A 25,523-nucleotide genomic window follows, 5' to 3' on the forward strand; every position below is an offset into this window, starting at 1 on the left:
TATGGCGACCCCAATTCAAACGAATGAACGGATTATTTTGTATGACATTATCCGAGGGTTTGCCCTCTGCGGCATTTTCCTCGTCAATATCCCGAGTATGCTCGGGAGCGACTGGATGTTCGGTCGTCCCGATTATTATGGGAGCGACTTGTTCGTCCGCACGCTCTTTGACTTGTTCGTGCAGACGAAATTTTATACGATTTTCTCCCTCTTATTTGGGATCGGCTTTTCGATTTTCCTCGAGCGTTCTTACGCTCGTGGCGAATCGGTCAGTCGTTACATACGCCGGATTTTGATCCTCTTCTTGTTCGGTCTCGCGCACTTGGCGATTTGGTCAGGTGATATCCTCCATACGTACGCGATGTGGGGCTTATTGCTTCCCCTTTTCTATAAGTTGAGCAACCGTGCCATTCTGACGTGGGCATGGGGCTTGTTGATCGGAAGTATCCTTCTGTTGTACGGAACTTCCGCGTTGAGTGAATGGAGCATGGGTGGAAGCTATTATGGCGGCATCCCGTTCCCTGATGTATTCAATCAAGGGTTTGGTGCCTGGTTCGATTATCGATATTCTGTTGAGATCTTTAACGCCTTCTCCAACTCTTTCGTTGTCGGCTTCGAGATTCTCAGTTTATTCTTATTCGGACTGTACATCGGACGCGAACGAAAACTCCTGACGTGGCGTCTAGAAGGCTTAATGCGAACGGCCATCATTTGCGCCGTCCTCGCCCTTCCATTCTTCGGCGTGATCATTTGGCATCACTATGGTGAAGGGTATCCATACTTTTGGCTGAACTTGTTCGCCGTCTTGATTTCCGGGAAGTTACTCGCCACGACTTACGTCTGTCTGTTCACGGTAGCCGTTCGTAAAGGTCGTACGTTCGTGCCGCTTCAAGCGCTCGGTCGGATGGCACTCACGAATTATTTGACGCATACACTGATTGTCTTCATACCGGTAATCGCACTCGGGGCATACGGGGCGCTTTCTTTGACCGAAGGGTTATTCATCAGCATCGGGATCTTGATTGTCCAGGCGTTCTTCTCGATGTGGTGGCTGAAGCATCACCGTTACGGACCATTTGAGAAGCTATGGCGCTTAGGGACGTATGGAAGACAAACGAAATCATCCTAAGATCGGACTTCATTGTCCGGTCTTTTTTTGTACAGGTAGGAAATTCCAGATTCACATGCTATTCTGATGAAGGAAAACGCTTGCATGAATGAGGAGGAACGTATGTCACAGACAGCCATCGAGGTCCGCGATCTCGTGAAACACTATCAAATTTTAGAACGTGATGCCGGCTTAAAAGGCGCCATTAAAGCCCTATTTTCAAGAAAGTATCGCATCAAAGAAGCCGTAAAAGGAATCGACTTGTCCATCGCTCCAGGCGAACGCGTCGGATACATCGGCTTTAACGGTGCTGGAAAATCGACAACGATCAAAATGCTCGCCGGCGTCCTTCGTCCTGATGCCGGATCCGTCCGTGTCTTTGGCATCGATCCACACGAAAACCGAATCCAAAACGCCCGTCAAATCGGAGCGGTCTTTGGTCAGCGGACACAATTGTTTTGGGATATTCCTGTCCGGGAGTCATTCGACTTACTTCGGGAAATCTATGAAGTGCCGCGTTCAGAGTTCGAGGAAACGGTTGCCTGGTTTATCGAACAACTCCAGCTGGAACCTCTTCTCGACGTGCCTGTCCGTCAATTATCACTCGGACAAAAAATGCGATGTGAGCTCGCAGCCGCCTTCTTGCACCGTCCTCGTGTCGTGTATTTGGATGAGCCGACAATCGGTCTCGATATTGACATTAAAGAGACGATTCGTGCGTTCATTCGGGAAATCAGTGATGCTTGGGGTACGACGCTCATTTTGACGACACACGATATGCAGGATATCGAAGAAGTGTGTGATCGAGTCATCGTCCTGGATGAGGGACGAATCATTTACGATGACCGCATTGAGACGCTCAAACAAACGTTTAACAATGAGCGAACACTTGAAATCACACTCGACGAGGGAACGGCATTTGTCATTCCGCCGTCGGTGACAGGACTCGTCACCGAACTCGCTTCAGAGACAGATTCGATTCAACTAGCATTCAACCATCATGAGATTTCAAGCGGACAATTGATTCGTGAAATCGTGAACTGTAATCAAGTAAAAGATTTATCCGTCGTTGTACCGAAAATGGAGACGTTGATTCGGAACCTGTATCAGCCTGAGGTGAGTGCATGAGGCTCCAAAAATATGTAGCACTCGCCGTCTCGCAAATCAAAGTCGACATGGCCTACACAGCTTGGTACTGGGCGAGCATGTTCTCGGTGACGATGCGCCTGTTCATCCTATATTTCTTTTGGCAGGCCGTTTACGAAAACAAGACCGATGTATCAGGCATCTCGCTTTCGATGATGTTGACGTATGCGGTACTTGCGACGATGCTCGATCAATTCCGTGGTGGTGCCGGACGTGAACTCGCGCATCTCATCAAACATGGTGGTGTCGCCGTCGAACTGCTCCGCCCCTATCATTTACTTGATAAGTTACTCGCTCAAGATATCGGGACAAAAACGTCGACATTTTTCCGATCGACGCTACCTCTCCTCGTCATTGCGATGCTGTTTATCGGGGTTGACCCTCCGACTTCCCTCGAGAGTGTGTTCGCCTTCTCAATTAGTGTCATACTCGCGATTTTACTTGCGACACTGATTGATTTACTCGTCGGCGTGTTGTCCTTTTATACGGTGAACGTATGGGGACTTTCCGTTTTACAGGAGGCTGTCATTACCATCATGTCCGGGGCAATCATCCCGCTGACACTCTTCCCTGACTGGTTCCAGACGATCAGCTTGTATTTACCGTTCGCCTCACTCGTCTATGTGCCTGTTGCCATCTATACAGGTGACATACAAGCATCCGGTATATGGCCGTCGATTTTGATTCAAGTCGCTTGGGTCGGGACCTTCTTTCTATTTGTACGACTCTTATTCGCGTATGCGGTTCGGAAAGTGACGGTGTTTGGCGGATGAAACGATATGCGAAACTATATTGGCTCTATGCCAAAAATCACTTCAAAGTGATGATGGAATATCGGATGGATTTCTTGATTGGCGTGTTATCGGTCTTTGGTCAACAATTTGCCGCCCTCTTCTTTTTATCGATTGTCTTTCAGCACATCGAATCGCTGAACGGCTGGGGCTTTTACGAGATTTTGTTCATCTATGGCATCGCGTTTTTAGGTCGGGCTGTCCATCATATCTTTTTTGATAACCTTTGGACGATTGGCTGGCAGTACATCCGTACGGGAAACTTGGACCGTATTCTCATGCGTCCCGTGAATCCGCTGTTCCAAATCGTCGCAGAGCGGGTTCAACAAGACGGATTCGGTCAACTCTTGATTGGGGGGAGCGTACTCTGGCTCGCATCGAACGAACTCGGGATGTCGTGGAGTGTGATGGACGTGATTGTCCTTCTCATCATGGTCCTCGCGAGCGGCATGATTTATATCGCGGTCAATTTATTCTTTGCGACGTTCTCGTTTTGGATGATTGATAGTTTGCCCGTCGTGTTCGCCGTATTCAGTTTGAGTGATTTCGCCCGTTACCCGATGACGATTTACTCGAAGGTGATCATGTTCGTCTTAACGTACATCATCCCGTTCGGCTTCACGGCATTTTATCCGGCGATGTACTTCTTTGAAGGACGGGGGTTCACCATGTTTGCACTAGCAACACCGCTTGTCGCAATCCTCTCACTCGTCATCGCCTATCGATTTTGGTTGTTTGGACTGCGCGCTTTTGCAAGTACAGGTTCTTAATGAGGAAAGGGTGAGTGGATGAAGATTGTTCAACAGTGGAATCAGGAAGATCGCGAATATATTCGACAGCGATTGATTGAATATAATGCATCTCAATTACCGGATGAAGTGAAGCACCCCGTCGAACATGTAAGTTTCATCGTTCGAGATGACGACGATCAGATTGTCGGTGGGGTGACCGGTACGGTGTTTTGGTACACGATGCACATTCATTTCTTATGGGTGGACGAACAGCTTCGGGGAGAGGGATATGGAACGAGATTGATGAAGCGTATTGAACAGTGCGCCATCGAGCATCAGTGCGGTCTCATACAACTCGACACGTTCAGTTTCCAGGCACCTGACTTTTATATCGGGCTCGGTTATGAAGTCGTTGGGGTAATCGAACACCACCCGACAGTAGAGCATCAACAATATTATTTGAAAAAGACTCTTCTCAAACAAAATTAAAACTGCAGACGTATGAACGTCTGCAGTTCCGCTCGAGGCCAAGGCTTCGGGTTTTTATTTTGTCGCCGCTTCCGTTAAGAATGGCACGATTTGCTTCTTACGCGAGACGACGCCCGGAAGTGTCGCCAATCCGTTTTGGAGCGTCACATTGAACGCTTGTTCGAAGAGTTCTGGTTTTGGTCCGACGACGATTGCTTCTGAATCGTTCGTCAAAATGTTCGTGATGGCAAAGACGAACAAGTCTAAGTTTTTCGCCGCAACCGTGTTAGCGATCGCCGCTTCGACTTCCTCTTTACGGTTCAAGACATCATTCGCATCGACCGTGTTCACTTGCGCGATCTCGACACGATAGTCGCCCATTGCGAATTCTTTCGCATCGAGTGAGATGAGCTCTTCAATCGTTTTTTGGCTAAGGTCTGCACCGGCTTTGAGCATTTCAAGCCCGTATGCTTCCGCATCGACGCCAGCAATCTCAGCAAGTTCTTTCGCTGCTTTGATATCCTCACCCGTGCATGTCGGTGATTTGAAGAGAAGTGAGTCCGAGATGATGGCTGAAAGCATCAAACCGGCCATGTCCGCTGCGATTTCAACACCGTGCTCTTTATACAACTTCAATAAAATCGTCGCTGTACATCCGACTGGCTCGGCACGATAGTAGAGCGGGTCTGCCGTTTGGAAGTTCGCGATGCGGTGGTGATCGATGACTTCAAGGATTCGCACGTCTTCGATGCCGTCTGCACTTTGCTGGAACTCGTTGTGGTCGACTAAGATGACTTCTTCTGCCTCACCTGTTACGCTTTCAATCAAACGCGGTGCCTTCACGCGGAAGTGATCAAGTGCATATTGCGTTTCTCCGTTCACTTCACCGAGACGGACCGCTTCTGCGTCCATCCCTAATTTCTTTTTCAACTCGGCATAGGCGAGCGCTGATGTGATCGTATCGGTATCTGGATTTTTATGTCCGAAGACTAGTACTGTACTCATGTCTCATTCTCCTCACTAAATAGTTTTCCCTTATCCATTATAACGTCCACGGCATTTCTTTCAATTCCCCAAACAAAAAGAGCCGTGTCGGCTCTTAAGATTGTTCGTCTTCATCTGTCTCCTCGAGGTCGGAATGATCTCCTTTTGAATCTTCTTCGTGGGAGATATCCGGTTGATCTCGTTTCAACTTCTCTTTTTCTTCTTGTTCACGCTTTTCTTTGTCTGACATATCGTGTCATCCTTTCGAGAATCCGACTTGTCGTAATCTGTTCCCCAAGCCAGATTTCGTCAAACGACATTTCATCAAACGTAAACAAACTGAAACGTCAGGCTTGAACGAAGACGATTTCTTCTCCACGAAGTTCGACTTTCACATCTTGTCCTTGGAACAACCACTCATCTTGTTCCGCCACGACGAAACGAATGCCGTCTTCTTCGGTCTCAACAGCCGCATTGTTCACGTCTTCTGTGATGACTCCCACGGAGAAACCGTGCGTCAAGTCTGTCGAGCCCCCGTATTTTGCAAACAAACGAACCGTTTGACCCGCTTCGACTTCCATTTCTTCTTTAAACCATTGGAGCGCTTCTTCTGTTACTTGAATCTTCATAACATTTCCTCCTCTCGACTACTTCTTTCATTCTAAACGTTTCAAAAGAGTCGAGCGAGGATGTTGCCTAAAGTGTCATTCCCGCTTGATAGCTGACGGTCATCCCGTGGATCTCTGGAATGGCTCCGTTCATTTCAGCGAGCGTCGTTTCAAACAGTTGACGACCAATCTGTTCATTCGGAGAAAGCATCGTCGACAGCCCGAATGCCCGACTAATCGGATGTCCGTCAAACCCTAGCATGGCGACTTCCTCAGGAATGGCGACGTGCCGTCGTTGCATCTCTCCCAAAAATCCAAGAGCGACATAATCCGACGAGAAAAAGAGCGCTCGAGGACGCTCTTTTTGAGAGAGGAACGTTTCTGCTAACCGAATACCGTCCTCACTCGTCAAATAACCGGTCCAAATCCATTGCTCACGCGCATGTGCTACTTCATCGAAATAGGCTTGCTGACGCGCAAGGGAGCTCGGACTATGGCTTCTTGACAAGATGATTCCAATCTCTTCATATCCATGCTCCTGTAGCACATGAATACCTGACACGAACGACGCATAATGGTCGACATGGATGGATGAGATCGTCTCCGGTGCGCCGACGGTCGCTACGGCAATCGGTCCGTATGCACGATACGTCTCCATTTCCTTAAAGGACATTTCGTGCGACAAGACGATCGCCCCATCGACTTCGCGATGCTTCAATAAATCGAGTGCTTGTCGCTCCTCACTCAGCTTATACTCCGTCTGCCACATGACGAGTCGGTAATCGTGCTCGAGGGCCGCTTTCGCAAGCCCGTTGACGAAGAGACCGTAATACGGATGATCCATATAAGGTAAGATAACGACGACGCGTTGTGTTTTCCCCGTCGACAACGTCAACGCCTGTTGATTTCGCAAATACCCGAGCTCTTTCATCGCCGCATGGACACGGGTCCGTTTTTCCTTCGATACATACGGATGCTCGTTCAACACGCGCGAGACCGTCGTCACCGATACGTCAGCGTGCTTCGCGATATCTCGAATGTTTGCCATTCGCCCCACCTCAACTTGTCAGTCTTTGCATATAGTGTACCCACTCTACTTGCTGACTGTCACCTCTTTCGACGACTTGACTTCGAATCGCTTGAACGAGACGGAAGCGCTCCTCTAACGGTAAGTGAAGAAACTCTTCCTGGAAACGGCTACACAACATTTTCCCGAACGGTGTATACAACTGATTGATGACGAGTTCGTATACGATTCCACTGCACCATGTCTTCCACGTTGTCGGTTTCATATCGGTTCCCCTCCCTTTGTCTATACCGTATCTTCTGAAACGCGTTTCAGAGCAAGGTCTTTTTTGAAAAAAGTTTATTTCCGAACATTATTTATTGGTAACTTTCATTTTTCATGTTTTTTACTCAAAACAATTGACGGGAATCAAACATTTTTGTATAGTCATCAAGTTGATAACGTTAATTTAAACATTTTTCTCAATTAATGTTCGGAAATAGATCGAAATAAGGAGTTTTATCGATGAATATTTTTCAATTGAAACAACATGGTACGAATGTTAAACAAGAAGTGACAGCCGGAATCACAACGTTCGTGACGATGGCATATATCTCTGTCGTCAACCCGGCCATTCTATCTGACGCTGGGATTCCATTTGCTCAAGCTTTCACGGCGACGATCATTGCCATCCTCATCGGAACAGGCTTAATGGCATTTTATGCGAACTTGCCGATTGCTGTGGCACCCGGTATGGGTCTCAACGCTTTCTTCGCTTACACGCTCGTCGCCCAAGAACAAATCGCACCATCCGCCGCACTCGGCGTCGTCTTCGTCTCGTCCGTCTTCTTTTTAATCTTGTCGCTTTCTCCGATTCGGACAAAACTGATTCAGGCGATCCCGACTTCGTTGAAACATGCGATCACGACCGGAATCGGTCTCTTCATCGCTTCGCTCGGATTGAAGTTATCAGGATTGATTGTCGCAGATGAGGCAAACTTGGTGCGTCTCGGTGACGTATCCTCACCAGAAGTGTTACTCGTACTCGGTGGTTTAATCGTCTCGGCACTTCTCTTCTCGAGAAATGTTCCCGGTTCTTTATTGATCGGGATGCTACTCACTGGAATCGCGGCTTACTTCATGGACATCTTACAAATCAACGGTGTCACGGCAATGCCGACACTTCCAGAAGGACTCATGGTCAACCCGGTAACAGCATTTAGTGATGTCATTCAATATGGATTATTCGGTGCCGTCCTCTCGTTCTTCCTCGTCACATTGTTCGATACGACAGGTACACTTGTCGGTGTCGGGAAACAAGCTGGTCTCTTAAAAGAAGACGGAACGATTGAAAATGGTCACCGTGCACTCTTTGCCGACTCACTTGCCACAATGGGTGGTTCACTCGTCGGGACGAGTCCTTCGACGGCATACATCGAGTCTGCAGCCGGTGTCGCACAAGGTGGACGTACAGGTCTCACAACGGCCGTCGTCGCTGGTTTGTTCGGATTGACGCTCTTCTTCAGCCCGCTCATCGGTGCCATCTCTGGCGTTGCGGCGATCACAGCTCCTGCACTCATCATCGTCGGGGCGCTCATGTTGACGAACGTACGTTATATCGACTGGAGCGACTTTAGCGAATACTTCCCGGCCTTCATGACCATTTTGATCATGCCGCTTTCAGGAAGTATCGAACGTGGGATCGCATTCGGGTTCATCTTGTACCCGATCTTCAAAGCGATGAACAAAGAGACGGTTCACCCGCTCATCTACTTGTTCGGCGCACTCTTCATCTTGGAAATGTTTTTCCTATAATTTAGATACAAGACCCTTGTCATGTGACGAGGGTCTTTTTCTGTTATATGTAGCGGAATGCTGTTTTATATCAGACTACGGATGAATTATCATTCAGTGAGATACATTATCAATTAGACAGGATTTTACAAATAAATCATTTTTTCTCTCCATTTTTCTGTCACTTTTCTACGTATTATGAAATAATGACGGTGAAATCGCTATCATGAGAAGAAAGAAGGAATGGCTATGCCGAATGTAGCTTTATTCGTCACTTGTTTATCTGATACGTTGTTTCCATCCGTCGGACAAGCGACAGTCGAACTGCTCGAACATTTAGGGTGTGAGGTGACGTTCCCTTTTGAACAGACGTGTTGTGGGCAACCTGCTTATAACAGCGGCTATCATGAGGAAACGAAAAAGATTGCCAAGCATATGATTGAAACGTTCGAACAAGCAGATGCGGAATATATCGTCGGACCATCGGGATCATGTGTCATGATGATGCGCGACTATCCGCATTTGTTCCAAGGTGATCCGGTATGGGGTCCTCGGGCAGAGGCACATGCCGCCAAAACGTTTGAGCTGACACAGTTCATCGTCGATGTGCTCGAAGTCACTGATGTCGGCGCCAAATTCCCCGCCAAAGCGACCTATCATGCGTCTTGTCATATGACCCGCCTTCTCGGAATTGAAGCGGCGCCTGGAAAGTTGCTAGGAAACGTTGATGGCTTGACGATGGTTCCCCTTGCGAACGTACATAACTGTTGCGGGTTCGGCGGGACGTTCTCCGTCAAGATGCCGGACGTGTCGGTGCAGATGGTGGATGAGAAAGTCGAATCGATTTTACAGTCCGGTGCAGACGTTTTGATCGGGGCGGATGCATCGTGTCTGATGAACATCGGCGGACGCCTTCATAAACAGGGACATCCGATTAAAGTGATGCATATTGCCGAAGTCTTGAACGAAGGAGTGAAACGAGCATGAGCATGGGGATTCGGTTAGATGAGAAGTTTCAGGATCGCCGCAAGGACGGGATTGAGGATGCGTTCATGCGGCAAGCCGTCAGTTCAGCTCAAAACCGGCTACGGGATGGACGGTTGGATGCTGCGGGTGAACTCGGAGACTGGGAAGCGTTCCGTGACCACTCGGAAGAGATTCGTCAACACGTGCTCGAGCATCTCGACTATTACTTGTATCAATTGAGCGAGAATGTCTCAAAACGAGGCGGGAGCGTCTTCTTCGCAGAGACGCCAGAAGAAGCGAACCGTTACATTCGGGAAGTCGTTCGTTCGAAACAAGCCAAACATGTCGTGAAATCAAAATCGATGGTCACAGAAGAGATTGGGTTGAACGAGGCGCTCCAGGAAGAAGGATGTACCGTCGTCGAGTCCGACCTTGGGGAATGGATTTTGCAACTCGACGAAGACCCACCGTCTCATATCGTCGCCCCTGCCCTGCACAAAGACCGCAATGCTGTCCATGAGACGTTCACCGCTCACGGCTATGCCGGTTCAAATGATCCGACTGAACTCGGGCGCTATGCACGACAAGAACTACGAAAAGACTTTTTAAAGGCAGAAGTCGGCATCACCGGCTGTAATTTTGCCATTGCAGAGAGTGGAGCCGTCGGGCTTGTGACCAATGAAGGGAACGGGCGCATGGTGACGTCACTTCCTGACACGGTCATCTCCGTCATGGGGATGGAACGTGTCGTCCCTTCTTATGAAGAGTTCGAGGTACTCGTCAATATGCTTTGTCGAAGCGCGGTCGGCCAACGCCTCACGTCATACATCACGACATTCGCCGGGACGCGCGCGGTCGGTGAAGTCGATGGTCCTGAAGAATTCCACCTCGTCATCGTCGACAATAAGCGTTCCGGCATTCTCGGTACACAGTTCCAATCGGTCCTGCAATGCATCCGTTGTGCGGCCTGTATCAACGTCTGTCCTGTCTATCGCCACATCGGCGGTCATGCGTACGGTTCAATCTATCCTGGTCCGATTGGTGCCGTCTTAGCCCCACTGCTAGATGGATACGAGAATTATAAAGAACTTCCTTATGCGTCGAGTCTTTGTGGTGCCTGTACAGAGGCATGCCCCGTGAAGATTCCGTTACACGAGCTGTTGATTGAACACCGCCGCGTCATCGTTGAGGAAAAGAAACAATCACCTTTCGTGGAACGGATTGCGATGAAAGGTTTTGCCGTCACAGCATCAAGTCCGTTCTTATTTGAAGCAGCGGAACATGTCGCACCGTTTGCGACATCACCGTTCGCCACATCCGGTCAAATCGAAAAAGGACTGCCGGCTTGGACGGACTCGAAAGACTTGCCACAGCCGAACAAACAGACCGTCCGAGATTGGTTCAAGAAACGGGGGAATGCCTGATGAATCCTGGTACAATCACAAACCGTGAAGACTTTTTACAACGCATCGCCAAACAGCTCGGGCGTGAGGTCGACCTCACCCCACCGAAACGCGAATACAAACATCGCCCACAAGACGACGTGTTAAAAGATGCGAGCGAAGAAGAGCTACTCGAGACGTTTCGCATGGTCGCGACACGAATCCACACCGATTTGGTGGAATGTGAATCAGCACATCTCGATGATACGCTTCGCCTCTTGATTGAACGTTACGAAGGAACACGGATCCTTGCGGAAAACGATGACCGAATTTCCGCTTGGGCTCCCTCAACGAGCGAGACGTTCGCATGGTGGGATTCGACAAAGCCGGACACGAGCCGAGAGCTCGCCGCACGTGCCGACATCGGCATCACGATCGCGGATGCAGCGTTTGCGGAAAGTGCAACAATCGTCCAATATGCGAAGCCTGGAAAATCACGGACAATCAGTCTGTTACCGCAAGACCATATTGCGATTATCCCGAAATCTGTCCTTGTTCCACGTATGACGCAAACGGCACAACAGCTTGCCGCACTCGATCGAGATGGTCTCCATTCCCCGAACGGTGTCAATTTCATCTCCGGTCCGTCGAACTCAGCCGACATCGAGATGAACCTGATTGTCGGTGTTCATGGACCTGTCCGAGTTGCCTATGTGTTGGTACATGACTTATAAACAAAGCCCCTCCATCGATCGATGGAGGGGCTACGTTTATCCTGATAACGTGACGCTCCCATTTGAGCTTGTTAATTTCACTTCAATAGATCCTTCACCGAACACGCACTCTTTCGACCGTTCTCCGAACACATTGACTTTTCCATTCCGTGACTTCGCCCGAATCGTCACATCTTCCGGACGTTCATCGACGTGCAAGTCAATCTTTCCGTTGTTGGTCTTCAAACGAATCGGTGCTTGAATCGATTGAACGAGGCAGTCAATCCGGCCGTTCGAAGTCTTGGCATCAATGGCTCCTGTGACGTGATCAACATCGATTCGACCGTTCGAGGAATGGATGTTGATGCGCTCTAGCTGAGAGTGCTTCGCTTCAACACGACCGTTTGAGGAATGAAGCTCCCAATCGTGACCATGACAGTCTGATGCGAGCACTTTCCCGTTCGATGTGCGAAGTTCGCCATGACGTGCTTGAATGTGATGTGCGATGATTCGTCCATTCTCACTCTCTACGAGTAAACGTTCCGCTTGAAGATTTTGTACATCACTTGAACCGTGACGATTCTTCAATTGAATTTGATGATAGGCGTGATGAGGTAGCTCGACCCGAAGGACCGGTGCTTTTGACCCAAACCACGAAAACAAATCAGACAGACCGAAACGACGTTCGGATTCAATCCGGATTTCTAACGTGTCCCCGACGATATCCATGACTACCCCATGGTCGGTCTCTGTTTCAAGTGTCGCGTACGCATACCCATCTTGTGATGGTGTCACGAACACCTGCGCATGTTGAACTTGAATGAGGACACTTTGGAAAGCGACGGTCGAACTTTTGACAACTGCAGGCGGTCGTGTCGACTCCGCTACTTCAAAATCGACAGAGGCAAGTAGTTCCGATGCGAGCACGCTCGGTTCCCCTAACTCGCGCGCCATCTCTTCATCACTTCTTCCTTCTAATCGACCGCTCGTGAAGTACTCAGACACATCTCGTAAAATATCGAGGCGATCTTTCACCTTCACGTTCATCAATAATTGCTCAAGCTCTGACAAGTACTGTTCTTCATTCATCTGTCGTCTCCCCCTCGGATTAAGTCATTGACGCCGTTCGTGAATACATCCCATTCCGTTCGCAACTCAGCCAAATGTGTTCGCCCTTGTTCCGTGATCTGATAGTACTTCCGTGGAGGGCCTTCTCCGGACTCCATTAAATATGTCGTGAAATAACCCTCTGTCGTCAATCGACGTAACAACGGATAGACGGCACCTTCTGAAATCGCTACTTTAGCCGAAATCGCTTGGACGAGTTCATAGCCGTAGCGGTCTTGTTCCGCTACAAGCGCCAGCACACAAAGATTGAGTACACCCTTCTTGAATTGAGGATTCATCATCCCACCCCCTACTATACATAGAACAATAGCACATCAATCACTACTATTCAATAAACAATAGTATTCATTCCCCTGATTTCTCAATATCTAGCTTCTGAGGAGGTGAATCTGTACAATAAAAGAACGACACTCGTAGGATATTTGTCACAGTCGGAATGTTCATCATTCTAGGAAGGAACGGTCTTTATGAAGTCATGGATTGACCAACGGATCGGAAGACAGTTTTTATTTGTCTTCTACTTATTCATCGGACTGATCCTCCTCACGTCGCTTGCCGTATACGTGTATACGGAAAACCAAATCGAACAGACGACGTCATCGCTCGAAAACATCAGTGAACGGCGCACGAATGCGACCGAATTGTTTGAGACATGGCAGTCGATGCAATATGAAATGCGCGGCTACGTACTCCTCGGAGACGATGCGATGCTAGAGCGCGTACAAGATAAACAAGTCTTAATTGACGAACAGACGACTTGGTTCGAACAGAACGCCGTAACCGATAAGGAAAAAACGTATGCGAGCGATGCCCGTACACTGTTTGTTGCTTATCAAGAACGCGTCATGCCGAGCCTTGAACGTTATGTAGAAGGAAAGCGGGACGGAAGTGTGACCGAACCCTTTTTAAAAATGCCAACGCTCGGGAAGGTAAACCCTCAAAAAGAGCCGCCGGCAGACCGTAAATTTAAAATCAACTCGAAAAGTGCCGCAGATATGAGCGCGAGCATCGTTGATATGGAGAGCGTCTTCACGGAATATCGGAACTCACTGAACGCAGAAGAGGATGCGCTCCGTGCTCAACTTGCGACACATACGAAATGGGCACAAGCTCTCTGGCTCCTCTCCTTACTCGGAGTCCTATTCATTCTCTTCATCGTCGCTCGACCTTACGTCAGACGCTTAACGGGTCAACTTCAGGAGTTGATTGAGAACAGTAAGCGTCTTGCCGGAGAGAAGCAGCCGGTCACGCCGGTCACCGTTCAATCTAAAAACGAAGTCGGTCAACTGACAACCTCATTCCGTCAGATGGCTTCGTCACTTACGACACAACGTCATCGAATTGAGGAAGAGCGTGAGAAGACAGCGCGTCTCCTTCACTCCATCCGCGATGCCGTCATCTATGTCGAGCACGCAACCAGCGAAAAAGTGGCCAACCAAGCACTCTTCGTCTTGTTTAACCAACCGATCACAAAGCGAAACGAAGTCGACTTATACCGTTTAGACGCCAGCCTCGAAGAACTTGGACTGCAGGTCGACCAAAAGGATGACTTTTTCGCGTTCATGGAGCGGTCGTTTGACGGACAGTGTAAAGAAGAGAGCGTCACGTTCTCGATGAATCAGGAAGAGCGCTTCATTCAAATGTATGCGGAGAAGATTTACTTGAGAGGAACACGTCACGGCACGATGCTCGTCTTCCGTGATGTGACGCATGAGACTGAGGTCGACCGTTTGAAAACCGAACTCGTTTCGACCGTCTCTCACGAGCTTCGTACCCCACTCACAAGTATCATCGGATTCACCGAACTTCTTCGTTTTCGACAGCTATCTCCCGAACGTTCGGAGAAATATTTGGGGATGATTCATCAAGAGACATTGCGTCTCGAAGATTTGATTTCCAACTTGCTCGATGTTCAACGGATGGAATCAGGACAACAGACGTATCATAACGAATCCGAGCGCCTGTCCGACATCCTGAAACAGGCCATTGCAGTGCATCAAGGAGCAAGCCAACATCATCATATTTCGTTTGATTGTCAGGAAGATCTTTACGTATATGGAGACCGAACGCGACTCAATCAACTCTTCATGAATCTACTTCATAATGCTGTGAAGTATTCTCCTCATGGGGGAGACATCCATGTCCGTGTCGCATGTGAGCGACCGGATTGGATTGATATTTCGATTGAAGACCATGGAATCGGGATCCCTCAAACCGCGCTGTCGAAGTTGTTTGACAAGTTTTATCGCGTCGACAATTCCGCTAGCCGCAAAATCGGAGGAACCGGCCTTGGTCTCGCGATTTGTAAAGAGATTGCAGAAGGTCATGGCGGCACAATTCACGCCACCTCGAACATCGGTAAAGGGTCCATTTTCACCGTCAGTCTTCCGAAAATGGATGTAACGAGTCAGATGAGTAGCTAAACGAAAAGAGGGTGCGATAGCGCACCCTCTTGTTTACTGTACTTTATTCTCTGGACCGAATGACGGGTAAAGTGACAGTCCACCATCCGCAAAGATCGTTGTCCCTGTGACATATGACGATTCATCCGACGCGAGCCAAGCGGCAACGGCGGCGATTTGTTCCGGTTTCCCGATGACGTGAGATGGGATGAGTGCCTCTAACCCTTTCTTCTCTTCTGGGTCGCTCATCGTCTCTTCGTTGATTGGTGTATCGATTGCCCCTGGTGCGATCGCATTCACACGAATGTGATTCGGTGCATATTCGAGAGCGACTGATTTCGTAAACATTTTTACGCCGCCCTTACTTGCTGCGTAATGTGTATAACCAGGACGTGGAATGACTTCGTGAACGGAAGACATGTTGATGATATTGCCTTCGATTTCGTTCTCAACGAAGTACTTCAAAGCAGCACGGACACCAAGGAACGTTCCGTTCAAGTTGACGTCGATAATCTTCTTCCAATTGTCGAATTCCATCTCATGTGTCTTCGCCTCGACTTGAACGCCGGCGTTATTCACGAAAATATCCATTTTTCCGAACTCAGCAATGGCTTTCTCAATCATTTTCTCCGCGAGTCCTTCTTCCGAGACGTCCCCTTTTACAGCGACGGCTTTCCCACCACCTGCCTCGATGCCACGGATGACTTCTTCCATCTCTTTTTCACTACTACGATAGTTTAGGACGACGTTCATCCCTTCTTTCGCATAACGCTCACCGATTGCGCGACCGAGACCTTTCGAGCTTCCCGTGATGACCGCGACTTTTCCTTTTAACTCTGGATAGTTTGCCATGTGAATTCCTCCTTCATCTTCTCGTTTTTAGTTCCCACATTCCCCTCTTCATCAAACATGATTGGCTGCATTTTGAATATTTGAAACAAATCAACTATACTGAAACAAACTATTCGTTTTCAGGAACTGCCTGAAAGACGTTTGATCTTATACTCAATGGAGGTGACTCCCCGATTTTTGGGGGAATTGTTGGACAGTCCCATGTTACTCAGCTTACTCATCGTTGCGCTCTTAATCTTTTTGACTGCCTTTTTCGTGGCAGCCGAATTTTCAATTGTGAAAGTGCGTGGCGCTCGACTCGACCAGCTCGTGCTTGAAGGAAACAAGAAAGCGGTCAGCGCAAAAAAAGTCATCGAGAATATCGACGACTCCCTTTCTGCATCTCAGTTCGGGATTACGCTTTCTGCACTCGGGCTCGGGTGGATTGGTGCCGACCAAATCGAAACATATATCCACACGTTGGTCGACCAGCTAAACTTATCGCCATCTCTTGTGACATTCTTGTCGTTCCTGATCGCATTCCTACTCATCGCGTTCCTGCACGTCGTCATTGGAGAACTTGTGCCGAAAACACTTGCGGTCCATGAAGCCGAAAAGTTGACGCTCCTTGTCGCACGTCCACTCTACGTGTTCACGAAAATCTTCTACCCGTTCATTCGTGCCTTGAACAGCATGGCACGTCTCACCCTCCGCTTATTCGGGGTGCAGACAACGGCTCAGGAGACGGCACACTCAGAAGAAGAGCTGAAAATCATCATGACGGAAAGTTTCCGCAGTGGTGAAATCAACGAAAACGAGTTGGCATATGTACAAAACATCTTCTCGTTTGACGAACGAATCGCTAAGGATGCCATGGTTCCACGTATGAACATGGTCACAATCGATGAAGAAGATACGATTGAAGAGATCATTTCAGTTGTCGAAGAGCACCAGTATACGCGTTATCCGGTCACACGAGATGGCGACCGTGACGACGTGCTCGGATTTGTGAATGCAAAACAACTCTTCACTGCTCAACTTTCGAAAAATGACGCACCGTTCGAATCGTTCATTCATCAATTGCCACTCGTCACCGAGTTCACGCCGCTTCAAGAAGCGATGGTGAAGATGCAAAACGCGCAGACGATGATGTGCTTAGTCATCGATGAGTACGGGGGTACTGCCGGCCTCTTAACGATTGAAGATATCCTAGAAGAAATCGTCGGTGAGATTCGCGACGAGTTCGACCGAGATGAACAAGCAGAAATTACTGAAATTGCTCCGAAACACTACCGTCTCTCCGGACTTGTGTTAACACAAGAACTTGAGGAACGGTTTGGGATCGAAATCGAAGATGATGTCGATACGGTTGGCGGATTTGTCTTATCGCAAAAAGCGAATGCTCGGACAGGCGAACGCTTCCTCTTACCTGGCGACCATGAATTGATTGTCAGTGAAGTCGATAACCACCGAATCGTCTTCGTCGACCTGATTTTGGCCTCACATGAAGAGGAAGAGCCTCTCTCAGAATAAGGTTTCTGTCAAACCCTTCTCCTTGATTTGGAGAAGGGTTTTTCATGTGTGAACCGAACTGTCGCTATATTTTCGCCTCTTGCCGTGATATACTGCACATATGTTGCTTATTTGAGTGTCACGCACTCAATGACACAACATCACCGAAACATGGCGAGATGTTCGGTTTAAACAGAAAGAAATAGAAAGAAGGTTACGCATGGAACGCAAACTATTTTTGATTGACGGTAACTCCATGCTGGCCAGTGCTTACTATGGTGCCGCCGCGAGCCGAACGAAAAAAGGACGCGAGGTATCCAAAAACGATCGGAGTGCCGTCATCGGAATGACCGGCCTCATCCGGACGATTCTACGTAGACATCGTCCGACTCACTTTGTCGTCGTCTGGGACGTCTCACGTGAAACATTATGGCGTCGAGAACTCTACCCGGGCTATAAACGCCGCAGACGTCAAACACCGCCTGAATTGAAAGCACAGATGGAACTCATGCGCCAACTGCTTGAGGATAGTGGAATTCCACAATTCCAAGTAGAAGGCTATGAAGGGGAAGATTTAATCGCCCACATCGCACGTAAATTCAGTTGCAGTGCACCTGTGGTCATCATGACAAAAGACAAAGACTTGTTACAGCTTGTCAGTCCACGAATCACCGTTTGGTTGCAAACACAGGAGCTTCAGCAAATGCAAGCTCGCTGTGACATTCGTGATAACCGTCCGTTACCGCTCAAACGTCATTTAGAAATTCGACCAGAAGAGATTGCGGCGTTATACGAAGGGTTGAAACCGAAACAGCTGTCAGCCGTTAAAGCGTTGACGGGAGACCGTTCAGACGGAATTCCACCTGTTGCGGGACTTGACGAAAACCAATCGGTTCAACTGATCAAACGATTCGGTTCGCTCGATAAGCTGTATTCTGCCTTGAGTATCAAAGGTGATAAACGACAACAAGTAAATGAAACGATCGCGGCACTGACGTCAGAGGAGGTGCCCCGTAACTTGAGACGAACACGCAAGAAAGCAGAGCGCAACATGGAGCTCGTTCGTCTTGATGTCACGGTGCCGGCACTTGACCATTTGAAGTTGGCTCATCTCGAGCTCAGCCTCAACCCGAAGCGGGTCGAGCAAGCGTATCAAAAACGCGGACTTCGTCTCTCCTTCAATGCAGGTCAGAAGAAAACATCCGCACGTTAAAAAGAACGGTCGCTCATGCGTCCGTTCTTTTTATATGCACGGTAATACCATCTTCATCCGTCAACGTCCATTCAGACGATGTTCCGCCTAATGCCTGGTTTGTTTCTTCGTTGACAAGAAGTGTCCACGCTTCGAGTCCTGCTTCGACTCCTAGAACCTCACTCGGACGTGCCCACACGTTCGTGCCGATGTGATGATGATACCCGTCTGCCGCTAAGAACAGTGCCCCCGGATAAGAATCCGTCGTAACAGAAAACCCGAGTCGGTCATGGTAGAAGCGTTTCGCTGCTTCGATCGACCGGACTTTAAAGTGCACATGTCCCATCGTCGTGCCAATCGGTAACCCTGCGAATGGTCGATTCACTGCAGCTTGAAGCATCGATTCATAGTCGACTGGTTCAGTCGCCATCTTCACATGCCCGTTTGATTCATAACTCCATTGTTCCTTCGGACGATCGGCATATAGCTCAATCCCGTTCCCTTCTGGGTCACTCAAATAGAATGCCTCGCTCACTAAATGATCGCCTTGTCCGACTTCGATGCGTTGTTCGATAAGATGCGCCAAGATGCTTCCTAACGCTACACGATCCGGTAATAGAATCGCTAAATGAAACAACCCTGCCGCCCGCGGATTCGTCTTCGCCTGTGGAACATGGTGCAAGATGACGAGCGGACGCTCTTTCGTACCGAGCGTGGCAAGCTCTTTGGTTTCTTCAAGGACACTCATCCCAATCACGTCTACATAAAATTGTTTCATCTGTTCGATGTCACGGACGCGTAGCGTCACCGGTCCTAGTTCAATATTTTCGATTTTCATATACAATCACCTCACCTTCACTATACCCGCTCGGCTCACATTGCAGAAGTAGGCACAAAAAGGTGGTATAGTTACTTCAACGATACTAATGGAAAGGAAGAACGATGTGACCAAGATAACAAGCTGCGAAGTCGATACGGCACTCGAACTGATTACAGGAAAATGGAAGCACTCCATCCTCCTCGTCCTGATCAATGGGGATACGTTACGCTTCAGTGAGTTGAAACGAGCGTTACCAAAAATCAGTCAAAAGATACTGACCGCACAACTCCGTGATTTAGAAGAACAAGATATCGTCATCCGGACCGTCTATCCAGAAGTCCCTCCCCGTGTCGATTATCGCTTAAGCGAGTATGGGAAAACACTAATCCCGATTCTCGAAGCGATGAACGAATGGGGAATGCGTCACGCGGAACGGATGCGCTCCAACTAGTTGTCCACATGTGGATAACCGTTTTAACCGATTTCATTTATCACTTATCCACAGGAGGTCGTCATGATTCATTATCCACAGTTTACCGGTCATCAAATCGGTGTCACCGCTCCCTCGTCAGGTATACCAACAGAATTACACCATTTATTGCATCAAGCAGAACAGAAGTTTTCCGATCGAGGGTTCACGTTACAATTCACTCCGAATGCGTGGAAACAACAATTAGGGAAGTCCTCCCCGGCTCGCGTACGAGTAAATGAATTGACCAATCTCCTTCAAAACGACAATGTCGACTTGATCATCCCGCCCTGGGGTGGGGAACTCTTAATGGAAATCCTCGATCAAATCGATTGGCAATCCTTACCCGCGAAATGGATGCTCGGTTATTCAGATACGAGTTTGTTACTCTTCGTCTATACATTAAAAACCGGAATCGCCTCGGCCCATGGTCCGAACCTGGTCGATTTACGTGCGGATATTTGGGATGAGACGAGTTCACGCTGGTTAGATGTATTGTCGACGCGGGTCGACGAGACGGTCATCCAACGCTCGTCTGAGAAGTTTCAAAAGGAATGGCAGCATGACAATCCGACGCCACACCTGTTTCATTTGAGTGAAACAACGGAATGGAAAGCGATTGGGGGTCAACACGCGACAGGTCGATTGCTTGGTGGATGTCTCGATGTGCTCTTACATACAATCGGGACACCGTATGGCGACGTCAGGACATTCCAACACGATTACCTGAATGATGAACCGATTCTTTGGTATTTTGAGAATGCCGAGATGAACGTCCCCGCATTAAAAAGGACCCTCCTTCAAATGAAGTGGGCCGGTTGGTTCGATCAGACGTCTGGTATTCTGTTTGGACGAAGTGATGCCCCATCTGTGCATCAAGACTATACGACTGAGATGGTGTATGAGGAGCTCCACCACATGTTAGAGGTTCCTATCTTTTTCGATATCGATTTCGGACACGTTCCGCCGCAGATGACGCTCGTCAATGGGGCCCACGCTTCCGTCCAAGTCGAGCATGATCAAGGGACTTTGATTCAAACGTTCAAGGGCTGATGCGTCAGCCCTTGATTTGTTGTAGTAATAATTCTAAACGTTTGCGAAACAGTCCTTGCGGGAATTTCGCTACTTGTTCTTCGATGACCGATACCCAGTCGTCTCCGCATCCGTTCAATGTTCCCCTTAATAACCCTTCGTAGTAAATCGCGATATCGACTAAACTATGTGCTTTCCACTCGTCTCTGTTTTCCCATAGTGCCAATAAACACTCTCTTCCTTTTTCCGATTCCCCTCGAAAAGCGTAGTACACACCTTTCGCCATCGAAATCGCCGCAATGAACGGCTCAACCTCTGTCGTGAGTGATTCCATCAACTTGACGTTTTCCCCTAACAGATCAATATGTCGATATTCCATCGCATAGAGCGCTTCGGAAAGTGCCACTTTGATTTCTGCCAAGCGGTCTTCCGTGAATTGAATGTATTGCTTCGCCTTTTGTAAAGACTCACGAACTTGCATTTCATCGTTCAAATAGAGCGCACAAATCGAAATGGTGCGATACACGTCGTCCGCACGGTAGTAGATTCTTGTTCGTTTCATATACTCGAGCACGTCTTCAAGCTGTCGAATCGAATCTTCCAAATCCTCATCACAAAGAAGGTTTTTAAATACAATCAACATGACGTACTCAGTTCTCGTTTTCGTTTTCATGTATTTCGCATCAAGAAGTTCGATCGCGTCAATCCGTTCAAGCGATTCTTCAAATCGGTTCCACATCAATAAATAATAAGCCTGGCTGATTCGTCCCATTGCCAATTCCTCAGACTCACCTAGCTTCTCAAAAATTTCAATGGCACGATCGTAGTAGGTCAATACCTTCTCATTTTCTCCTTCTTGAAAGTACGTATCCCCATACAACATGTATGCTTTACCTTGCCACACGGAGTTCATTTCTTCTTTTAAGTATGGGGAAAGCATCTGTCGTATTTCTTGATCTGGCCGCGAAACGAGTGTCATTTCTTCATATTCTAACTGCTCGACCATCGTCTGTAGTTCAGCTTCTTTCGGGTCAGTCAATAACTGCTGCATCGACACATCTAACCGACTTGCGAGTTCTCGTAAGCTACGCATCGATGCCTCCGCTTTCCCATTTTCAATCATACTGAGCATCGATTTCGTGACGATCCCTTCCGCCAACTGCGTTTGGGTCATTTTCTTCTGTTTTCGTAACGTTTTAATTCGTTCACCAATCATATGCCACCTCTATAAGTTAAATTATATTGAACTTTATGTTTACATTTCACTCGCTTGCCTTTATGCTAATGTTAAATCACATTTAACTAATTTGCAAAGGAGTGTTCTCTATGAAATTCTTTTCTTCCAATTTATCGATATTATTACTCGGTAAATTCATGTCACTGTTCGCATCCAACTTATTTACGTTCGTAGCAGGATTAACGGTGTTGACGACGACTGGATCTGGATTACAATTCGCATTTGTTTTACTGGCAGGCACATTGCCACGCGTTCTTTTGTCGCCATTTGCAGGCGCTTATGCGGACAAACTTGACCGAAAACGAGTCATCATCAAAATGGAGTCTCTGAATGGAGGATTATTTTTACTCGCAGGGATCGCAAGTTTGCTTTGGACGTTCGAAGCACCTGCCTTTTATGTCATCACATTCTTCTTATCTATCGTTTCCACCTTCTTATCGGTCACGCTATCGAGTTCGATCCCCCTTCTATTCGAAGAGGAAGAGCTTCAACGTGCCAACTCTCTCATTCAGAGCATCATCTCCATCTCAAGTATCGGCACTCCGCTTCTTGCCGGAGCACTGTTTAAACTTATACCGATTCCAGCTTTTTTATTCAGCTCAGCCCTATTCTTCATGATTGCCGCCTTGCTTGCTTCTCGACTCACATTTCATCAGAAAGAGGTTGCTCCAATCGAACAATCCACCTGGGAAGATGTACGGTCTGGTCTCTCTTATTTGAAGCAGCAACGCGTTTTATGGACAGTCGCCGTTCTAGCTGCCTTCTTGAATTTCTTTTTCGTCGCGACAGAAGTGTTGTTCCCGATAGCCGCGCTACAAGAGGTCGGTGTGTCCCCGTTTCAATTCGGACTCCTTGAAAGCATGGTCGCCATTGGTTTTTTAGTCGCTTCCTTACTTCATGCCTTACCGTTATTCAAAATCAAACATCGCTTAGCAACGATGCGATCCGCGTTGACCATTCTTAGCGTTCTGTTCGTCGGACCCGCCATTCCATTATATTTTAACTTCAACGTCCTCACGTCAATTTTCTTTTTCGCGGTCTTCGCTTTATTGAGTGGTTTCTTGATCGTACGTGTCAACATCCCGATTCAATTGTTCCTCCAAACGAATACGGATCCGAACTATTTAGGGCGCGTCATCGGTGTGCTCGAATCACTCGCGATGGGGATTACGCCGATTGGATTTATCCTATTTGGGGTATTGAGTGATCTCGTCTCTGTTGCCCATCTCTACACCGCTTGTATGGTGGGTCTACTCATCTGCACGTTCGTCCTCACGTACCGAATACGTCAAGACATTCGAGCAGAACGAGATTCAGCTCAGTCAATGGATCGCGTATCATAGAAAAAAGACATCGAACGAATCAGTTCGATGTCTTCTCTGTTGACGGGAGTACCCGCTTTTCTAATAAAAATGGTCCGAATGGGATGACGGATGCCATGACGGCAAGCGTCAGCACTTTGAATCCCCAGCGCAAGCGCCACGCCATGTACATGGCCGCAAGTACGTAGGCCACAAACAAGAAACCGTGCGCTGCGCCGACAATACTGACCGCGAGTGGAATACCCGCCATATACTTCAATGGCATCGCGATAAACAGTAACAACAAGAAGGACACACCTTCTGTGTAGCCAAGCCATTTAAAATGAGTCGTAGTCATATGCGTTCTCCTTTATCTCTGTAGGCTATATCTATCGTAGCCGAAACATGAGAGGTTTGTCACAGGAGAGTGCATAAAAGTTACGAAGCTATTTGACGATTTGGTGAACGATGCAATACTTTCGTTTCGACGAAGTTGCGAAGGAACAAACCATCGACTCCGATTTTCCCTGCGTTATGTCCAGCAACCAAAATCAATACAGATACGATCAACATCGTTGGGTTCGTACTGACCGTTCCAGAGAGCAAGAAAGCCATGTTCATGACAAGACCGAAGAACGCCGCGCTACGTGTGAGTGCTCCGAGCAATAACCCCAACCCGACCAAAAATTCACCATAAGGAATCAGGACATCGAATAATCCAGCGTTCGGAATCGCAACGTTTTCTAAGAATGCAGCCCACCATCCTGCGACGGCTGGATGTTCTCCAGTCGCGAGTGTCACCGCGTTGTTTAAGAATCCTTCCGTTCCAAAGCCACCTGTGATTTTACCCCAACCTGCTGTTAACCAATGATACCCGAGCCATACACGTAACACCGTCAAGATTGCCGTAGCGATGTTATGATTTTGCCAAAATTTCGTGAACATGATGATTCCTCCCTTTCAAGAAGTTGAATAAATGAATAATGTGATTACATTCACAATATACCACCTATGTTCACTATTTCACATATGTATTTTGCTTTGTTCATGATTCGTCCATATGTACGTCACACTCTATTCACATCCAGCAAAAAGACGCCTACTCGAGGCGTCTTTGAGAAGTTTACAACGTTACTTCTTGAGGTGGCTGCCCTTTCTTGTTCATCACACGCATCGATTCTGGTTCGATTTTGAGAATGACCAATTTCGGATCGTCCGGACCATCAAACCAGCCTTCGAGTTTGTCGTTCCACACTTTTTCTTTCATCGATTCATCGTCTGACACAGTCGCTTTCCCTAAGATTTCTAAGTAGGTGTCCCCCACTCCATCTCCGTCATAACCAATCAAAATATGCGTATATGGATTCTTCTCTAATTCCTCCACCTTATCTGTATCGTTCGAGGTTGCTGTGTAGAGTGTAAAATCATCATGGAAAAATGTCATGTAACGACTATGTGGCTTCACTTTATACACGGTCGCCATCGTCCCTACATCACTTGAATCTAAGATCTTTAAAGCTGTTTCTTTTGCACTCATTCCGAATTCCTCCTTCATGATTTGTCGCTCGTATACTGTTCCCTCAAACTACACGATTAAACACAAAAAAACCTGCTCGCCGATGCGAGCAGGTATCATATTCCTTAGAAAGAAAGATTAGATTTTTTCAACGTTAGAAGCTTGTGGTCCACGAGCTCCGTCTGTGATTTCGAAAGTTACTTCTTGGCCTTCTTCAAGTGTTTTGAAGCCGTCGCCTTGGATTGCTGAGAAGTGTACGAATACGTCGTCTCCGCCTTCCATTTCGATGAAGCCGTAACCTTTTTCTGAGTTAAACCATTTTACTTTACCTGTGTTCATGAATGAACCCTCCTGAAATAAACGCTATGCGTTATAGTAGTGCCTTA

At 47.8% G+C, this 25,523-nt stretch carries 29 protein-coding genes; 15 read left to right on the forward strand and 14 right to left on the reverse strand.

Going from position 1 to position 25,523, the window contains the following annotated elements; translation table 11 throughout:
* The first annotated feature begins 1 nt into the window (after position 1).
* The 5 genes from AC5LIL_RS13620 (at position 2) to AC5LIL_RS13640 (ending at position 4,265) form a co-directional block, all read left to right on the forward strand.
* Positions 2-1,129 (forward strand): DUF418 domain-containing protein, encoded by a 1,128-nt coding sequence (locus AC5LIL_RS13620; RefSeq protein ID WP_214746896.1) that lies wholly within the window; start codon positions 2-4, stop codon positions 1,127-1,129.
* A 102-nt stretch (positions 1,130-1,231) separates the two neighbouring features.
* Positions 1,232-2,236 carry an ABC transporter ATP-binding protein gene (locus AC5LIL_RS13625; RefSeq protein ID WP_499824381.1) on the forward strand — a complete coding sequence of 335 codons (1,005 nt, stop codon included), beginning with the start codon at positions 1,232-1,234 and terminating at the stop codon, positions 2,234-2,236.
* Positions 2,233-3,027 (forward strand): ABC transporter permease, encoded by a 795-nt coding sequence (locus tag AC5LIL_RS13630; protein WP_499824383.1) that lies wholly within the window; start codon positions 2,233-2,235, stop codon positions 3,025-3,027. The genes AC5LIL_RS13625 and AC5LIL_RS13630 overlap by 4 nt, the downstream gene beginning before the upstream one ends.
* Positions 3,024-3,815 carry an ABC transporter permease gene (locus AC5LIL_RS13635; protein ID WP_214785582.1) on the forward strand — a complete coding sequence of 264 codons (792 nt, stop codon included), beginning with the start codon at positions 3,024-3,026 and terminating at the stop codon, positions 3,813-3,815. The genes AC5LIL_RS13630 and AC5LIL_RS13635 overlap by 4 nt, the downstream gene beginning before the upstream one ends.
* An 18-nt stretch (positions 3,816-3,833) precedes the next feature.
* Positions 3,834-4,265, forward strand: a complete 432-nt coding sequence (locus tag AC5LIL_RS13640; RefSeq protein ID WP_214785581.1) for a GNAT family N-acetyltransferase — start codon at positions 3,834-3,836, stop codon at positions 4,263-4,265.
* Positions 4,266-4,319: 54 nt separating this feature from the next.
* On the opposite strand, the gene AC5LIL_RS13645 is transcribed toward AC5LIL_RS13640, so the two are convergent.
* From AC5LIL_RS13645 to AC5LIL_RS13665, 5 genes are all read right to left on the reverse strand, one after another.
* Positions 4,320-5,249, reverse strand: a complete 930-nt coding sequence (locus AC5LIL_RS13645) for a manganese-dependent inorganic pyrophosphatase (RefSeq protein WP_499824386.1) — start codon at positions 5,247-5,249, stop codon at positions 4,320-4,322.
* 94 nt (positions 5,250-5,343) lie between these two features.
* The gene (locus tag AC5LIL_RS13650; protein WP_256441184.1) at positions 5,344-5,478 is read right to left on the reverse strand and encodes a hypothetical protein; all 135 of its coding nucleotides are present in this window, start codon (positions 5,476-5,478) and stop codon (positions 5,344-5,346) included.
* A gap of 97 nt (positions 5,479-5,575) precedes the next feature.
* On the reverse strand, positions 5,576-5,857 hold the full coding sequence (locus AC5LIL_RS13655; RefSeq protein ID WP_074034990.1) for a HesB/YadR/YfhF family protein: 282 nt from the start codon (positions 5,855-5,857) through the stop codon (positions 5,576-5,578).
* A 67-nt stretch (positions 5,858-5,924) separates the two neighbouring features.
* Entirely contained in the window at positions 5,925-6,884 is a 960-nt protein-coding gene (locus AC5LIL_RS13660; protein WP_214785578.1) for a LacI family DNA-binding transcriptional regulator, read from the reverse strand.
* Between the two features lie 10 nt (positions 6,885-6,894).
* Positions 6,895-7,128 carry a hypothetical protein gene (locus AC5LIL_RS13665; RefSeq protein ID WP_214785577.1) on the reverse strand — a complete coding sequence of 78 codons (234 nt, stop codon included), beginning with the start codon at positions 7,126-7,128 and terminating at the stop codon, positions 6,895-6,897.
* Between the two features lie 245 nt (positions 7,129-7,373).
* Between AC5LIL_RS13665 and AC5LIL_RS13670 the strand changes: the two genes are divergently transcribed.
* The 4 genes from AC5LIL_RS13670 (at position 7,374) to AC5LIL_RS13685 (ending at position 11,718) form a co-directional block, all read left to right on the forward strand.
* Positions 7,374-8,657, forward strand: a complete 1,284-nt coding sequence (locus tag AC5LIL_RS13670) for an NCS2 family permease (RefSeq protein WP_214876432.1) — start codon at positions 7,374-7,376, stop codon at positions 8,655-8,657.
* Between the two features lie 228 nt (positions 8,658-8,885).
* On the forward strand, positions 8,886-9,623 hold the full coding sequence (locus AC5LIL_RS13675; protein WP_214785576.1) for a (Fe-S)-binding protein: 738 nt from the start codon (positions 8,886-8,888) through the stop codon (positions 9,621-9,623).
* A 2-nt stretch (positions 9,624-9,625) separates the two neighbouring features.
* Positions 9,626-11,026: a LutB/LldF family L-lactate oxidation iron-sulfur protein gene (locus tag AC5LIL_RS13680; protein WP_337874367.1), complete on the forward strand. Its 1,401-nt coding sequence runs from the start codon at positions 9,626-9,628 to the stop codon at positions 11,024-11,026.
* Positions 11,026-11,718 carry a LutC/YkgG family protein gene (locus AC5LIL_RS13685; protein WP_499824388.1) on the forward strand — a complete coding sequence of 231 codons (693 nt, stop codon included), beginning with the start codon at positions 11,026-11,028 and terminating at the stop codon, positions 11,716-11,718. Before AC5LIL_RS13680 ends, AC5LIL_RS13685 begins: the two co-directional genes overlap by 1 nt.
* A 36-nt stretch (positions 11,719-11,754) precedes the next feature.
* Here AC5LIL_RS13685 and AC5LIL_RS13690 read toward each other — a convergent pair whose 3' ends face one another.
* A complete protein-coding gene (locus AC5LIL_RS13690) occupies positions 11,755-12,786 on the reverse strand; it encodes a DUF4097 family beta strand repeat-containing protein (protein ID WP_499824389.1) in 1,032 nt (343 codons plus the stop codon).
* Entirely contained in the window at positions 12,783-13,103 is a 321-nt protein-coding gene (locus AC5LIL_RS13695) for a PadR family transcriptional regulator (RefSeq protein ID WP_074034162.1), read from the reverse strand. Before AC5LIL_RS13695 ends, AC5LIL_RS13690 begins: the two co-directional genes overlap by 4 nt.
* Positions 13,104-13,292: 189 nt before the next feature.
* Here AC5LIL_RS13695 and AC5LIL_RS13700 point away from each other — a divergent pair, with 189 nt between their 5' ends.
* Positions 13,293-15,248 (forward strand): ATP-binding protein, encoded by a 1,956-nt coding sequence (locus tag AC5LIL_RS13700; protein WP_499824390.1) that lies wholly within the window; start codon positions 13,293-13,295, stop codon positions 15,246-15,248.
* 33 nt (positions 15,249-15,281) lie between these two features.
* On the opposite strand, the gene AC5LIL_RS13705 is transcribed toward AC5LIL_RS13700, so the two are convergent.
* The gene (locus AC5LIL_RS13705) at positions 15,282-16,079 is read right to left on the reverse strand and encodes a glucose 1-dehydrogenase (RefSeq protein ID WP_074034158.1); all 798 of its coding nucleotides are present in this window, start codon (positions 16,077-16,079) and stop codon (positions 15,282-15,284) included.
* A 189-nt stretch (positions 16,080-16,268) separates the two neighbouring features.
* Between AC5LIL_RS13705 and AC5LIL_RS13710 the strand changes: the two genes are divergently transcribed.
* A complete protein-coding gene (locus AC5LIL_RS13710; RefSeq protein ID WP_214695824.1) occupies positions 16,269-17,591 on the forward strand; it encodes a hemolysin family protein in 1,323 nt (440 codons plus the stop codon).
* A gap of 199 nt (positions 17,592-17,790) precedes the next feature.
* Positions 17,791-18,783 (forward strand): 5'-3' exonuclease, encoded by a 993-nt coding sequence (locus AC5LIL_RS13715; protein WP_074034157.1) that lies wholly within the window; start codon positions 17,791-17,793, stop codon positions 18,781-18,783.
* A gap of 13 nt (positions 18,784-18,796) precedes the next feature.
* Here the strand turns inward: AC5LIL_RS13715 and AC5LIL_RS13720 are convergent, their stop codons facing one another.
* The gene (locus AC5LIL_RS13720; protein WP_499824392.1) at positions 18,797-19,600 is read right to left on the reverse strand and encodes a VOC family protein; all 804 of its coding nucleotides are present in this window, start codon (positions 19,598-19,600) and stop codon (positions 18,797-18,799) included.
* A 106-nt stretch (positions 19,601-19,706) separates the two neighbouring features.
* Here AC5LIL_RS13720 and AC5LIL_RS13725 point away from each other — a divergent pair, with 106 nt between their 5' ends.
* Together AC5LIL_RS13725 and AC5LIL_RS13730 are read left to right on the forward strand one after the other, a co-directional pair.
* Positions 19,707-20,033, forward strand: coding sequence for a winged helix-turn-helix transcriptional regulator (locus AC5LIL_RS13725; RefSeq protein WP_214790236.1), 327 nt, complete (start codon positions 19,707-19,709; stop codon positions 20,031-20,033).
* A 63-nt stretch (positions 20,034-20,096) separates the two neighbouring features.
* On the forward strand, positions 20,097-21,104 hold the full coding sequence (locus AC5LIL_RS13730) for a S66 family peptidase (RefSeq protein ID WP_499824393.1): 1,008 nt from the start codon (positions 20,097-20,099) through the stop codon (positions 21,102-21,104).
* 4 nt (positions 21,105-21,108) lie between these two features.
* Here the strand turns inward: AC5LIL_RS13730 and AC5LIL_RS13735 are convergent, their stop codons facing one another.
* Positions 21,109-22,299 (reverse strand): helix-turn-helix domain-containing protein, encoded by a 1,191-nt coding sequence (locus AC5LIL_RS13735; protein WP_499824394.1) that lies wholly within the window; start codon positions 22,297-22,299, stop codon positions 21,109-21,111.
* A 110-nt stretch (positions 22,300-22,409) separates the two neighbouring features.
* Between AC5LIL_RS13735 and AC5LIL_RS13740 the strand changes: the two genes are divergently transcribed.
* A complete protein-coding gene (locus AC5LIL_RS13740; protein ID WP_499824395.1) occupies positions 22,410-23,663 on the forward strand; it encodes an MFS transporter in 1,254 nt (417 codons plus the stop codon).
* A gap of 19 nt (positions 23,664-23,682) precedes the next feature.
* Here AC5LIL_RS13740 and AC5LIL_RS13745 read toward each other — a convergent pair whose 3' ends face one another.
* From AC5LIL_RS13745 to AC5LIL_RS13760, 4 genes are all read right to left on the reverse strand, one after another.
* Entirely contained in the window at positions 23,683-23,979 is a 297-nt protein-coding gene (locus AC5LIL_RS13745) for a DUF3817 domain-containing protein (protein ID WP_159563308.1), read from the reverse strand.
* Between the two features lie 80 nt (positions 23,980-24,059).
* Positions 24,060-24,566, reverse strand: coding sequence for a DoxX family membrane protein (locus AC5LIL_RS13750; protein WP_074034146.1), 507 nt, complete (start codon positions 24,564-24,566; stop codon positions 24,060-24,062).
* A 178-nt stretch (positions 24,567-24,744) separates the two neighbouring features.
* Positions 24,745-25,158 (reverse strand): pyridoxamine 5'-phosphate oxidase family protein, encoded by a 414-nt coding sequence (locus tag AC5LIL_RS13755; protein WP_214695810.1) that lies wholly within the window; start codon positions 25,156-25,158, stop codon positions 24,745-24,747.
* A gap of 117 nt (positions 25,159-25,275) precedes the next feature.
* Positions 25,276-25,476, reverse strand: coding sequence for a cold-shock protein (locus tag AC5LIL_RS13760; RefSeq protein WP_015880427.1), 201 nt, complete (start codon positions 25,474-25,476; stop codon positions 25,276-25,278).
* Between the last annotated feature and the right edge of the window lie 47 nt (positions 25,477-25,523).

The sequence above is a fragment of the Exiguobacterium sp. RM11 genome (assembly GCF_059821525.1).